Raw genomic sequence first — 12,333 nt, 5'->3', positions numbered from 1 at the left:
GTGCCATGGATCTTGGACTGAAGGACCGGGTGTACGTCGTCACCGGCGCGACGCGGGGGCTGGGCAACGCCGCCGCGCGGGCACTGGTGGCCGACGGGGCGAAGGTGGTCGTCACCGGCCGCGACGAGAAGCGGGTCGCCGACGCGGCGGCCGAACTGGGGCCCGACGCGGTGGGCGTGGCCGTCGGCAACGCCGACCCGGAGGCCGCCGAGCGGCTGATCGCGGCCGCCCGGGAGCACTTCGGCGGCTTCCACGGCGTTCTGGTCAGCGTCGGCGGGCCTGCGCCGGGGTTCGTGGCCGACAACACGGACGAGCAGTGGCGGGACGCGTTCGAGTCGGTGTTCCTCGGCGCGGTGCGGCTCGCCCGCACGGCGGCGGCCGAACTGCAGCCGGGGGGAGTCATCGGGTTCGTGCTGTCCGGGTCGGTGTACGAGCCCATTCCGGGGCTGACCATCTCCAACGGGCTGCGGCCGGGGCTCGCCGGATTCGCGAAGTCCCTCTCCGACGAGCTGGGCCCGCGCGGGATCCGCGTCCTGGGTCTGCTGCCGGGCCGTATCGACACGGACCGGGTGCGGGAACTGGACGCGCTGTCCGCCGACCCGGAGGCGACCCGGGCGGCGAGCGAGTCCCGGATCCCGCTGCGCCGGTACGGCGCCCCGGAGGAGTTCGGCAGGGTCGCGGCGTTCCTGCTGTCCCCCGCCGCCTCCTACCTGACCGGCGTCATGGTGCCGGTGGACGGCGGCATGCGGCACGGGTTCTAGCACCGCCGCCGGGAAGGTTCACGCACCGGTGCCCCTTCCCGGCGCCGGGGCCGCGCGACCGCGGGCGGTCAGGAGACCCGCGCTGGTCAGCGGCCCGGCGTGAACTTGCTCAGGGCCGCGGCCGGATGGTAGACGCTCGGCGCCGGACACACCCGGCTGCCGAGCCGCCGCCGGGAGCGCGGCCAGACCCGCCGACTCGCGCGCGTGTTCAGGGGCCGCGGTGACCGCTCAGGGCGGCGGCCCGGTCGGCGGCCAGGTAGCAGACGCTCGGCGCCGGACACACCCGGCTGCCGGGCCGCCGCGCCCTGACTGCGCGCGCGGTCAGGAGACCCGTTCTGGTCAGCGGCTCGGCGGTGAACTCGCGCGGCCGGGTCGGCGGCCGGCTCCAACCGGAGACCGGCCCGTACCGCAGGCCCGCCACGGCGGCCGACCGCAGAATTCCCGCACCACCGCGGCGGCCGGGCCGCGTCCCGACCGCGGGCGGTCAGGAGACCCGTTCCGGGCGGTGCCTCATCGCTCGCAGCCGCACCGCCGCCGGGAGTGCGGCCAGGCCCGCCGACTCGCGCGCGCGGGTCAGGGGGCCGGCGGTGAACTCGCTCAGGGCGGCGGCCGGGTCGGCGGCCGGCTCCAGCCGGAGGCCGGCCCGTACCGCGGGTCCGCTGCGGCGGCCGGCCAGCAGGACCTCGGCGCCTGCCACACCCGGCTGCCGGGCCGCGTCGCCGGCGAGCGCCGACTCCAGGGCCGGCCCGCGCAGCAGGGCGCCCTCGCCGTCCCCCGTGTCGACCAGGATCTCGGCCGGGCGGCGCCGGCGCAGGATCGCGGCGAGCCACCACAGGGCCAGCAGGACGAGGACGGCCAGGCCCGCGATGACCGCCGGCCACCACCAGCCCGCGTCCCGCCACCGGGTGCGCTCGGCGGTGCTGAGCAGGACGTCGTGCGGGCCGGCGTGCGGCCAGCGGCGCGGCACCGGGGCGCCCAGGCCCACGGCGAGCACCGAGCCGCCCACGACGAGCAGCACGAGCCCAATGAGACAGAGCAGTACGCGGTTCACCCGGCCGGTGCGCACGTCCTCACCCCTTTCGTCCGGGCCGCCGGACGGCCACCGACAGAGCGGGCGGCCGGCTCAGCCCGAGCCCGCTCACCGCTTCGCCGAGCACGGTGTCCAGGTCGGCCCGCACCTCGTCCAGGTCGCGGAAGTGCGCGAGGGCCCGGACGCGGGCGCGGCGGCGGCGCATCCGCACCCGCGCCTCCCGTACGCCCGAGACCTCGAGGGCGCGGTCGCGCAGCACCAGGGCGGCCGCCTCCCGGCGCAGTCCGGCGCGGACGTCGGGGTGCGGGCGCCGCATGGGCAGCAGGCCGCGCAGGCCGGGCGTGACGGCGAGCACGATCAGCCACAGGCCCAGGGCAGCGGTCACGCCGGCGCCGGTCAGCACCCAGACGTCGTCCAGGGGGCGTTCGGCGAGCTGCCGGGCCAGCGCGCGGCGCCAGTGCATCGCGGGGCGGTGGGCGCGTACGGCGACGACGTCGTACAGCAGGACGCCCGCGCCCGCGAGCAGGAGCAGGGCGACGACGCCGGCGGGGATCCGGCGCGGCGACCAGAAGCGGCCGCTGCTCCGGTCGAGCAGGGGCGGCGGGGCCGCGGGGTCCTCGTCGAGGCCGGGGGCGGACGGTCGCCCGGTGTCCTCGGCCGGTCGGGGTTCGCTCATCGCACCCTCCCGCGGTGCGTGCCGGGCACCGGCGCCAGATGCAGCCGCTCCACCCGGACGGCGACCTCCAGCACCTCCATGCTCACCAGTTCGCCCAGCCGCTCGGTCACCCGCCGGCGCACCGCGGCGCAGCGGGCGCCGATGTCGACGGGGTGGGCGAGTTCGACCTGGACGCGGACGCGGGCCGTCCCCACCGGGCTCCCCCGGTCCGAGCCGGCCCGGGGGTGGGGGCGGACGACGACCGCGGCGTGCGGGGCGGCGGCGTCCGCGGGCAGCGGTCCGAGCGCCTCGCGGGCGGCCCGTGAGGCGATCTTCGCCACCACCCGGTCCGCGATCCTGAGGGCGCCGCGCTCACCGGGCGGCACCGGTACCGGGCGCGCCGTGCCGGTCTGCGTGCTCACGGCGGTCATACCCGCCGGTCGGGCCGGTCGCCGCGGCTGCGGAAGAGGTCACCGGGCCGCAGGTCGCCCTCCAGATACCGGCCGGCGACGAAGCCGACGGCGCCCAGCGCCGCCACCAGCAGGAAGGCTCCGAAGCCGCCGAAGTACCCGGCGAACCCCAGCGCCATCCCGGCGATCATGCCGATCATGGCCATGCTCATGCAGCGCTCCTTCAGTCCGTCGGCGGTGCGGTCCCGGGGGCGTGGCCCCGGGCGGGCGGGGCGTCACTGGATCCGGGGCGGCTCGGGTTCCTCCTCCTCCTCGTCGGGCAGCTTGACGTCGCTCACCGCGATGTTGACCTCGACGACCTCGAGTCCGGCCATCCGCTCCACGGCGGCGACCACGTTCTCCCGCACCGCGCGGGCGACGTCGGAGATGGCAACGCCGTAGTCCACGACGATCTCCAGGTCGAGCGCGGTCTGCACCTCGCCGACCTCGGCCTTCACTCCCCGGGTCACGGACTTGGAGCCGCCGGGCACCCGGTCGCGCACCGCGCCGAAGGTCCGGGCGAAGCCGCTGCCCAGGGCGTGCACGCCGACCACGTCACGGGCGGCCAGCCCGGCGATCTTCTCCACGACGCCGTCGGCGATGGTGGTCCGTCCCCGGGTCGCCGGGTCGCCGCCGCCGCGTGGGGTGGCCTTGCGGGTCGAAGGCTGTGGTTGGTTCTCACCGGCTGGGCTCGTCGTCATCTCGGTCATCGCCGTACGTCCCTTTCGGTCGTCGTTCTTCGACCACCGTAAGCGCGGTTGCGCGGTTGCGCGCCGGGGATACGGCAGGCTGGAGGAATGACGGCGGATCGGTGGACGCGGGTGGCGGGACAGTACGGGCCCGCGCTGGGCAGACTGCTGCCCCTCGGCGGCCCGCGCGACGGCGCCTGGATCGCCGAGGGCGCGGTGCGGGCGGTACTGGAGCGCGCGGCGGCCGGGGTGCCGGGTGTGCGCCTGGGCACACCGCGGATCACGCTCGCCGACCCGGACGAGGTCCGCGAACCCGTCGTGCCGCGGCCGCCGGGCGCGCTGCCGCCGGGGGCCCTTCGGGTGACGGCGGACTTCGCGGCGTCGGCCGCCGAGCCGCTGCAGGCGACGGCGTCCCGGCTGCGGCTCGTGCTGCTGGCGGCCGCGACGGACACCCTGGGCCTCGTGGTCGCGGAGGTGGACCTGCGGGTGACGGAACTGCTGGAGGCGGCTGACGGGCGGGCCGCGCCGGTGGAGGCGCCGCGGCCGCCGGAGGCCCGGGACGCCACGGGCCCCGACGAGTCCCGCGCGGCGGCGGCCGCGCTGTCCGTCCCCGGGGTCGCGCGGCTGACCGGATCGCTCGGCGGTCTCGGCCGGGCCGTGCACGTCGAGGAGCGCGCCGGGGACGCCGCGCTGCCGCACCGGCACGTCCGCGTGGAACTGGCGACGGGCGCGGGCCACCGGGCCGTCGAGGTGGCCCGGCGGGTGCGCGAGGCGGTGCGGGACGCGCTGGACGATCACCCGACGGTGGCGGTGCTGGTCACGAGCGTGGCCTGACCGTCCGGCCGGCGGGCGCGCGGCGCCCCGCGGGCTCAGTCGCCGACGCCGGCCAGATCCCGCAGCCGCCGGGCCTGGGCGGCCCGTTCGGCGGCACGCTGGGAGTCGAAGTCCCGCTCCGGCGCGCCGCGCAGCAGCGCCTTGGTCTCCACCACCGCGTCGCGCGGGGCTGCCAGCAGCGCCGCGGCCAGGTCCCGTGCCGCGCCGTCGAGTTCGGCCGCGGGCACGGCGAGGTTGGCCAGCCCGGAGGCGACCGCCTCACCGGCGCCGACGAACCGGCCCGTCGCACAGATCTCCAGCGCGCGGGCGTACCCGACGAGACCGACCAGCGGATGCGTGCCGGTCAGGTCGGGAACGAGGCCGAGTGAGGTCTCACGCATGGCGAACTGCACGTCGTCCGCGACGACCCGCAGGTCGCAGGCGAGCGCGAGCTGGAACCCGGCACCGATGGCATGGCCCTGGACGGCGGCGATGGACACGATGTCGTTGCGCCGCCACCAGGTGAACGCCTCCTGGTATTCGGCGATGGTCGCGTCGAGCCCGGCGTCGTCACGACGCGCGAGATCGATGAAGGTCGGCTCGCCCGGGATTCCCTCCGGTGTGAACATCCGGCGGTCCAGCCCGGCGGAGAAGGACTGGCCCTCACCACGCAGCACCACGACCCGGACGGAGCCCGGCAGCAGCCGGCCGGCCTCGGCCAGCGTCCGCCACATGGCGGGGCTCTGCGCGTTGCGCTTGGCCGGGTTGGCCAGCGTCACCGTGGCGAGCGCGTCGTCGACGGTGAGCCGTACGCCGTCCTTGTCGAGTACAGGAGCGAGGTCCTGGTCGGGCGAAGCCATGGGGCGCCTCCGATGAGTGCGGTCACACATTGCCGTACGGCATGCTAAGTGACTGCACAGTAACCACCCGGCCGCTCAGAGGGCCGACCGGGTGGCCACCATCGAAGCCGATGGGCCGCCCGGAGTCAGGACGTAGCGGCCTTCTTGCCCCGGGTCGCTCCGCCACGCCCACGGAGCGTGACGCCCGACTCGCTGAGCATCCGGTGTACGAAGCCATACGAGCGGCCGGTCTCCTCGGCCAGCGCCCGGATGCTCGCACCGGAGTCGTACTTCTTCTTCAGGTCTGCCGCGAGCTTGTCGCGCGCGGCGCCGGTCACCCGGCTGCCCTTCTTCAGAGTCTCGGCCACCCGTGCCTCCTCATGGGAAGTGCGCTCTGGTCTCCTCATGATCACCCCTCCGGGGCGTGATGGCCACCCATTCGGCAAGGTCCGTGAGACATCGACGTGACGACAGGAGCGCGTCCCCACATGCGGAATCGGTGATTCCATGATCCCGGGGACACGCGGCCGAACGGGTGGTTCCGCGAAGTGCCAGGTCAGAGACGCGAGGCGGCCGACCCCTTGCCGTGGAAGGGATCGGCCGCGAAATCGGTGTACGACACACGTCGGTACGAGGAGATCTCACACAGATGATGGATCACGGCTCGGCCGAATGATCCATACGCCGTGGATCAGGTTTTCGATCAAGCCAGGGCGACGAGATCCGCGTAGTCGGAGCCCCACAGGTCCTCGACGCCGTCCGGCAGCAGGATGATGCGCTCCGGCTGCAGCGCCTCGACCGCGCCCTCGTCGTGGGTGACCAGGACGACCGCGCCCTTGTAGGTGCGCAGGGCGCCGAGGATCTCCTCGCGGCTGGCCGGGTCCAGGTTGTTGGTCGGCTCGTCGAGCAGCAGGACGTTGGCGGAGGAGACGACCAGCGTGGCGAGGGCCAGCCGGGTCTTCTCGCCGCCGGAGAGCACCCCGGCGGGCTTGTCCACGTCGTCGCCGGAGAACAGGAACGAGCCGAGCACCTTGCGGACCTCGACCAGGTCCATGTCGGGCGCCGCCGAGCGCATGTTCTCCAGCACCGTGCGGTCGGGGTCCAGGGTCTCGTGCTCCTGGGCGTAGTAGCCGAGCTTGAGGCCGTGGCCGGGGACGACCTCGCCGGTGTCGGGCTGCTCGACGCCGCCGAGGAGGCGCAGCAGCGTGGTCTTGCCGGCGCCGTTGAGGCCGAGGATGACGACCCGCGAGCCCTTGTCGATGGCCAGGTCGACGTCGGTGAAGATCTCCAGCGAGCCGTACGACTTGGACAGGCCCTCGGCCATCAGCGGGGTCTTGCCGCAGGGCGCGGGGTCCGGGAAGCGGAGCTTGGCGACCTTGTCGGACTGGCGGACCGCCTCCAGCCCGGAGAGCAGCTTGTCGGCGCGGCGGGCCATGTTCTGCGCGGCGACCGTCTTGGTGGCCTTGGCGCGCATCTTGTCGGCCTGCGAGTGCAGGGCGGCGGCCTTCTTCTCGGCGTTGGCGCGCTCGCGCTTGCGGCGCTTCTCGTCGGCCTCGCGCTGCTGCTGGTAGAGCTTCCAGCCCATGTTGTAGACGTCGATCTGGGCGCGGTTGGCGTCCAGGTAGAACACCTTGTTGACGACCGTCTCGACCAGGTCGACGTCGTGGGAGATCACGATGAAGCCGCCGCGGTAGGTCTTCAGGTAGTCGCGCAGCCAGATGATCGAGTCGGCGTCGAGGTGGTTGGTCGGCTCGTCCAGCAGCAGGGTGTCCGCGTCGGAGAACAGGATGCGGGCCAGCTCGATGCGCCGGCGCTGACCTCCGGAGAGCGTGTGGAGCGGCTGGCCGAGGACCCGGTCGGGCAGGTTGAGCGCCGCGGCGATGGTGGCGGCCTCGGCCTCGGCCGCGTAGCCGCCCTTGGTCAGGAACTCGGTCTCCTGGCGCTCGTACTGCTTGAGGGCCTTCTCGCGGGTGGCGCCCTGGCCGTTGGCGATGCGCTGCTCGTTCTCGCGCATCTTGCGCAGCAGCACGTCCAGGCCGCGCGCGGAGAGGATGCGGTCGCGGGCGAGCACGTCGAGGTCGCCGGTGCGGGGGTCCTGCGGGAGGTAGCCGACCTCGCCGGAGCGGGCGATCTGGCCGCCGGCCGGGATGCCCTCGCCGGCCAGGCACTTGGTCAGGGTGGTCTTTCCCGCGCCGTTGCGGCCGACGAGGCCGATGCGGTCGCCCTTGGCGACACGGAAGGTGGCGTTCTCGATGAGGACGCGCGCACCGGCGCGCAGCTCGATACCGGAAGCGGAGATCACGGACAGACTCCAGGGCGTACTGAGGATTGGCGGTGGGCGGCTGCGGACGTTCCCGCCGTCTAATGCGCGAGGAGAATGGCCATGGGCCAAGTCTAACGGGACCGTGCAAGCGCTTTTCGCTGCGTCCGCGGGCCGCCGGCCCGGGGCGGCCGCGGGCGTGGCCCGGGCGGCCGCCCGGCGCCCCGGGTCAGCCGCCGGTGTGCACCTGGAAGGCGGCCCGGCGCACGGCCTTGGCGAGGGCCGGGTCCGGGTGGGCGGCGGCGAGGGCCACCAGGACCTGCACGGTGCGCGGGTGGCCGACGGCGCGGACCTCGTCCAGCAGCGTGGGCACGGTCGGCTGCACCGCGGCCTCCAGGTGCCGCACCAGCATCGACGTCTCGCCGTGGTCGGCGACGGCGGCCGCGGTGTCGACCCACAGCCAGGTGGCCTCCTCGCGGGTCAGGACCTCGTGGGCGTCCTCCGGGTCGACGCCGTCGTGCTCGGCCAGCCACAGCAGCGCGTACGGCCGCAGGGCGGGGTCGTCCAGCACCGCGTGCACCTCGGGTTCGGCGGGGGCGCCGACGACGCGCAGCGCCTCGAAGGCGAGGCCGCGCAGCAGGGCGTCGTCGCCCCGGGCCGCGGCGAGCAGCTCGGTGACGGCGCTGCCGACGGGGCGGGCGGCGAGCCAGGCGCGGTACTCGGCGCGGGCGGCGTTGGGGCGGAGCTGGGCGCAGCCGCGGAGCATGTCCTCGGCCGACTGCTCGATGTTGCCGGCGGGGCTCTGCGCGGCCACGCAGATCTGCTCCAGCTTGACCCAGACCGCCCAGCTGCCCAGCGGGGTGAGCGTGGCCTGGCCGTCGCCGTAGGTCAGGGCGCCGACGGAGGCGAGGGCCGTCAGGGCCCACTCCAGGAGCGGGGCGAGCGGGGTGTCCCCGGCGGGCGCGGGTTCCGCGGGGGCGGCGGCGCCCGCGGGGGCCGGGGAGCCGCCTTCGCCGGGCTCGTAGGAGACCTCGCAGCGCTCGGTGCGCAGTTCGGTGACCCGCTGCTGGAGCAGGTCGAGGAGCTGCTCGACGGGCACCGGGCCGGCGGATAGCTGGAGAAAGGAGAGCACCTGGGGCATGGCCGAGACGACCTCGGCGACGGCGGCCGGCTCGGCCCCCGCGGGCTCCGGGCCGGCGAGCGACCAGGCGTCGAACAGGGCGACCCAGCCGCGCAGCACGGCGCTGTCGTCGCGGTCCCAGGCACGCAGGCGCCATCCCGGGCGCGCGTTGTCCCCGTGCACCTCGATGAGTCCGGCGAGCCGGGCGGTGTCCCAGTCGGCGCGGATCCGGCCCGGGTCGAGACCGAGGCCGGCGGCGGCGCGCTCGGCGGTCGCGTCGGAGAGGGTGGCCTTGCCGTCCGCGGTGGCGGCGTCGCTGCCGGGACCGAGGGCGGAGTCGGCCCAGCGGGCGACCCGGACCGCGCCGGCCAGACCGGTGCGCGCCATTCTGGCCAGCTCGGCCGGGGCGGGGGTGCCCTCCGGCGGCCGGGGTGCGGGGCGGCGCGGGCGCCGCTGGTTCACAGCTCTGGGGGCGGCGGCCAGGGGTCGCGGTCGGACGAGTCGAAGCCTGGAGTCGCGCGGGATACGGGACGTCACGGGGTGCAGTCTTCCGGTTGACCGTCCGAAAACCCAAACGGAATGTCACGGCGGGCTACGGGAGTGGCCAAGGCACGCGGGCCGGAGGCGGCTCCGCGGGCGGGATCGGGCCAGTGGTACGGCCCTTGACGCACCGGCCGTACCAGTGGCCGTCCGGCCCGTAGCGGAGGGAGCCGCGTGCCGGTCACATCAGCGGGGTCAGGAACCGGCGCAGCCGCTCCTCGTACTCCTCCGGGTCGGCGTTCCACATGGCCGCGTGCGGGGCCTGCGGCACGGTGTGCAGCGCGACCAGGTCGGGGCGGCGGGCGGCGAGGCGGCGGGAGTGGGCCCACGGGGCCACCACGTCGTCGGGACCGTGGATGATCAGCGTGGGCACGGCGAGCCGGTCGGGGTCGGCGGTCCCGGCGCCGCGGTCGGCGTGCAGTCCGGCCCGGCCCTGCGCGGCCCGCACCGCCAGCGGCAGCAGGGCGTCGGGGGTGTGCCGGGCCTGGGCGAGGGCGCGCAGGGCCGCCTGCCAGCTCAGCACCGGGGAGTCGAGGACCAGCCCGGCGACGCGCTCGCGCACGGCGGAGTGCTCGGCGGCGCGCAGGGCCATGGTGGCGCCGGTGGACCAGCCGAGGAGGACGACCCGGCGGGCGCCGTAGCGGACGGCGTAGCGGATCGCCGCGTCCACGTCGCGCCACTCTGTCTCGCCGAGGTGGTTCAGGCCGTCCGGGGAGCGCGGGGCGCCCAGGTCGCCGCGGTAGGCGAGGGCGAGGACGGGGACGCGGCGGCGGTGCAGGTTCGCCATGACGTTCAGGGCGAGCTCGCGGGTGGTGCCGAGGCCGTGCACCGCGATCACCCAGGTGTCCCGGTGGCCGGGCACGAACCAGGCGGGCAGCGGGCCGAGTTCACCGGGGACGTCGATGTCGGCGTGGTCGAGGCCGAGGGCGGTGCCCGGGTTGCCGACGTGCACGTTGGGGGTGAGCCAGGCCGCGTCGCCGGGGGCGAAGGACCCGTGGGTGACGCGTTCCAGGCGTCTGACGACGGTGTCGGCGGTGTGCTCGGCCGAGTCCAGCGGGGGCCCGACGACCGCGTGCGAGCCGTCGCCGGCCAGGCCGTAGGTGCCGGGGCGCAGCGAGGCGAGGTCGCGGGTGAGGGTGATCCGCCCGGGCGCGGTGCCGTGCACGGTGAGCCGGGGTTCGGTGGGCAGGGGCCTGCCGGGTGGGGCCTTCAGCGCCGCGTCGCTGGCCAGCCGGCCGGCGGCGACGGAGACCGCTCCGGCGGCCAGGACGGCGCCGAGGGCGGCGGCGGTCGCTCTGACGGTGCGCACGGCTCCAGTGTCCTGGGGGCCGCCGGAACCGGCCAGCCGGAGGAGCGGGCCGGACGGCCCGGTGCGGCGGCCGAGGGGCGGCCGGACGGCAGGGGGACGGAGCGGGCGGCTGTGCGACGACAAGGGGTCACCTCCGTTGGCCGTATCCCTTCAAGCGTGCCCCGGCCTCCGCGATGTGTGCCTCCGTCAGCAGGGCGGGCGTGAGGCCCGGCACGGAGGACGCCGTCAGCCACAGCCGGCACATCCACTCGAGCTGGGCGGTGCGGTCGTAGGCCTGGTCGAGGGTGGCGCCGTGGGTGACCGTGCCGTGGTTGCGCAGCAGGCAGCCGGAGCGGCCGGCCAGCGCCGCGAGCATGTTGCCGGCCAGTTCGTCGGTGCCGTAGGCGGCGTAGGGGGCGACCCGTACGGGGCCGCCGAGGGAGGCGGTCATGTAGTGGATCGGGGGCAGCTCGGTGACGAGGGTGGAGACCGCCGTGGCGTGCACGGCGTGGGTGTGGACGACGGCGCGGGCGTCGGTGCTGCGGTAGACGGCGAGGTGCATGGGCAGCTCGCTGGTCGGCACGAGGGTGCCGAGCACCTGCCGGCCGTCGAGGTCGACGCCGGTGATGTCGGCCGGGGTGAGCCGGTCGTAGGGCACGCCCGACGGGGTGACCAGCACGACGTCCCCCACGCGGGCGGAGACGTTGCCCGAGGTGCCGACGACCAGCCCGTCGGCCACGGTCCGGCGGGCCGTCGCGACCAGCGCCGCCCAGCTCCGCTCCTGCTGCTCTTCCGCGTCCCGCCGCTGTCCAGCCATGCCGCGATCCTGCCAGCCCGCCCGGTGCGGGGAAGTCCGCCGGCGGACTTCCGTCCGGAACCCGTGCCGCCGGACGAGTGGACACCGGTGCGAAACGCACCTAAACGCACTTGATCGGGTGATATCCAAGCATCTAATGATCATTAATGCCCGCAGTCGCACGACGCTTCACCGTCACACCAGGGGGACGCATGGCCCGTGACCGCTCACCCTCCCGCCCCCGCCGTCGCGCGGCCGTGGTCGCGGCCGCCGCGGGCGCGCTCGTCCTCGCGGGCGCCCAGTGCGCCGCCGCCGGGCCGTCGGCCGCGGTGGCGGCGGGCCTGCCGCGGGGGCACGACGTGTCCTCGCACCAGGGACACGTCGACTGGCCCGCCGCCCGGTCGGACGGCGCTCGGTTCACCTACATCAAGGCGACGGAGTCCACGGGCTACCGCAATCCCTATTTCGCCCGGCAGTACGCGGGCGCGCGCCGGGCGCACCTGATCCGCGGCGCCTATCACTTCGCCCGCCCCGACCAGTCCTCCGGCGCCGCCCAGGCCGCGTACTTCGTACGGCACGGCGGCGGCTGGCGGGCGGACGGCTGGACCCTGCCGCCGGCCCTCGACATCGAATACGACCCGTACGACGGCAGGCACATCTGCTACGGGCTCGGCCACCGGCGGATGGTCCGCTGGATCCGCTCCTTCAGCGACGAACTGCACCGGCTCACCGGCCGGCGTCCGGTGATCTACACGACCGCCCAGTGGTGGGCCTCCTGCACCGGCGGCAGCCGCGCCTTCGCCTCCGACCACCCGCTGTGGATCGCCCGTCACGGCACGTCAGCGCCGGGATCGCTGCCCGGCGGATGGTCGTCCTGGACCTTCTGGCAGTACGGCACCGAGGGCGGTCTGCCGGGTGACCAGAATCTCTTTCACGGGCCGCCGAGCCGGCTGCGGGCCTTCGCGCGCGGCCGGTAGCCAAGGGGCGCACGGGCGCCCGACCGGAACGGAATCGCCGACCCCCGTTACCGACACCCCCGCGCCCGACCCAGTTCACCTTCCGTTCACCCAGGTTGCCTACGTTCGACCCGCCA

Annotated in this window: 14 protein-coding genes; 3 read left to right on the top strand and 11 right to left on the bottom strand. The window is 75.4% G+C overall.

The window, feature by feature from the left end; genetic code table 11:
- Positions 1-5: 5 nt before the first annotated feature.
- Positions 6-761, top strand: coding sequence for an SDR family oxidoreductase (locus ACZ7JA_RS34910; protein ID WP_403684433.1), 756 nt, complete (start codon positions 6-8; stop codon positions 759-761).
- A 484-nt stretch (positions 762-1,245) separates the two neighbouring features.
- Here ACZ7JA_RS34910 and amaP read toward each other — a convergent pair whose 3' ends face one another.
- The 5 genes from amaP to ACZ7JA_RS34885 all read right to left on the bottom strand — a co-directional run bounded on the left by amaP (position 1,246) and on the right by ACZ7JA_RS34885 (position 3,605).
- Positions 1,246-1,827: an alkaline shock response membrane anchor protein AmaP gene (amaP, locus tag ACZ7JA_RS34905; protein ID WP_351669116.1), complete on the bottom strand. Its 582-nt coding sequence runs from the start codon at positions 1,825-1,827 to the stop codon at positions 1,246-1,248.
- A gap of 4 nt (positions 1,828-1,831) precedes the next feature.
- Positions 1,832-2,467 carry a DUF6286 domain-containing protein gene (locus ACZ7JA_RS34900; protein ID WP_351669118.1) on the bottom strand — a complete coding sequence of 212 codons (636 nt, stop codon included), beginning with the start codon at positions 2,465-2,467 and terminating at the stop codon, positions 1,832-1,834.
- Positions 2,464-2,877 carry an Asp23/Gls24 family envelope stress response protein gene (locus ACZ7JA_RS34895; RefSeq protein ID WP_351669120.1) on the bottom strand — a complete coding sequence of 138 codons (414 nt, stop codon included), beginning with the start codon at positions 2,875-2,877 and terminating at the stop codon, positions 2,464-2,466. Before ACZ7JA_RS34895 ends, ACZ7JA_RS34900 begins: the two co-directional genes overlap by 4 nt.
- Positions 2,874-3,068, bottom strand: coding sequence for a hypothetical protein (locus tag ACZ7JA_RS34890; protein WP_351669123.1), 195 nt, complete (start codon positions 3,066-3,068; stop codon positions 2,874-2,876). Before ACZ7JA_RS34890 ends, ACZ7JA_RS34895 begins: the two co-directional genes overlap by 4 nt.
- A 63-nt stretch (positions 3,069-3,131) precedes the next feature.
- Positions 3,132-3,605, bottom strand: coding sequence for an Asp23/Gls24 family envelope stress response protein (locus ACZ7JA_RS34885; RefSeq protein ID WP_351669125.1), 474 nt, complete (start codon positions 3,603-3,605; stop codon positions 3,132-3,134).
- Positions 3,606-3,692: 87 nt separating this feature from the next.
- On the opposite strand from ACZ7JA_RS34885, the gene ACZ7JA_RS34880 reads away from it, so the two are divergent.
- Positions 3,693-4,418 (top strand): nucleopolyhedrovirus P10 family protein, encoded by a 726-nt coding sequence (locus tag ACZ7JA_RS34880; protein ID WP_389304489.1) that lies wholly within the window; start codon positions 3,693-3,695, stop codon positions 4,416-4,418.
- Between the two features lie 35 nt (positions 4,419-4,453).
- On the opposite strand, the gene ACZ7JA_RS34875 is transcribed toward ACZ7JA_RS34880, so the two are convergent.
- The 6 genes from ACZ7JA_RS34875 to ACZ7JA_RS34850 form a co-directional block, all read right to left on the bottom strand.
- The gene (locus ACZ7JA_RS34875) at positions 4,454-5,257 is read right to left on the bottom strand and encodes an enoyl-CoA hydratase/isomerase family protein (protein ID WP_470812382.1); all 804 of its coding nucleotides are present in this window, start codon (positions 5,255-5,257) and stop codon (positions 4,454-4,456) included.
- A 125-nt stretch (positions 5,258-5,382) separates the two neighbouring features.
- A complete protein-coding gene (locus tag ACZ7JA_RS34870) occupies positions 5,383-5,604 on the bottom strand; it encodes a helix-turn-helix domain-containing protein (protein ID WP_010355597.1) in 222 nt (73 codons plus the stop codon).
- Between the two features lie 335 nt (positions 5,605-5,939).
- Positions 5,940-7,538 carry an ABC-F family ATP-binding cassette domain-containing protein gene (locus tag ACZ7JA_RS34865; RefSeq protein WP_351669132.1) on the bottom strand — a complete coding sequence of 533 codons (1,599 nt, stop codon included), beginning with the start codon at positions 7,536-7,538 and terminating at the stop codon, positions 5,940-5,942.
- 187 nt (positions 7,539-7,725) lie between these two features.
- Complete coding sequence (locus ACZ7JA_RS34860; protein WP_470812379.1) at positions 7,726-9,153, bottom strand: hypothetical protein; 1,428 nt, start codon at positions 9,151-9,153, stop codon at positions 7,726-7,728.
- A 184-nt stretch (positions 9,154-9,337) separates the two neighbouring features.
- Positions 9,338-10,465, bottom strand: coding sequence for an alpha/beta hydrolase (locus tag ACZ7JA_RS34855; protein WP_450750459.1), 1,128 nt, complete (start codon positions 10,463-10,465; stop codon positions 9,338-9,340).
- 127 nt (positions 10,466-10,592) lie between these two features.
- The gene (locus tag ACZ7JA_RS34850) at positions 10,593-11,261 is read right to left on the bottom strand and encodes a class II aldolase/adducin family protein (protein WP_389304482.1); all 669 of its coding nucleotides are present in this window, start codon (positions 11,259-11,261) and stop codon (positions 10,593-10,595) included.
- Between the two features lie 191 nt (positions 11,262-11,452).
- Between ACZ7JA_RS34850 and ACZ7JA_RS34845 the strand changes: the two genes are divergently transcribed.
- Positions 11,453-12,217: a lysozyme gene (locus tag ACZ7JA_RS34845; RefSeq protein ID WP_470812377.1), complete on the top strand. Its 765-nt coding sequence runs from the start codon at positions 11,453-11,455 to the stop codon at positions 12,215-12,217.
- The last annotated feature ends 116 nt before the right edge of the window (positions 12,218-12,333 follow it).

This window comes from Streptomyces sp. NPDC038135 (assembly GCF_055601245.1).
The sequence above is the reverse complement of the archived record's forward strand: the minus strand, read 5'-3'. Positions and strand labels throughout refer to the sequence as shown.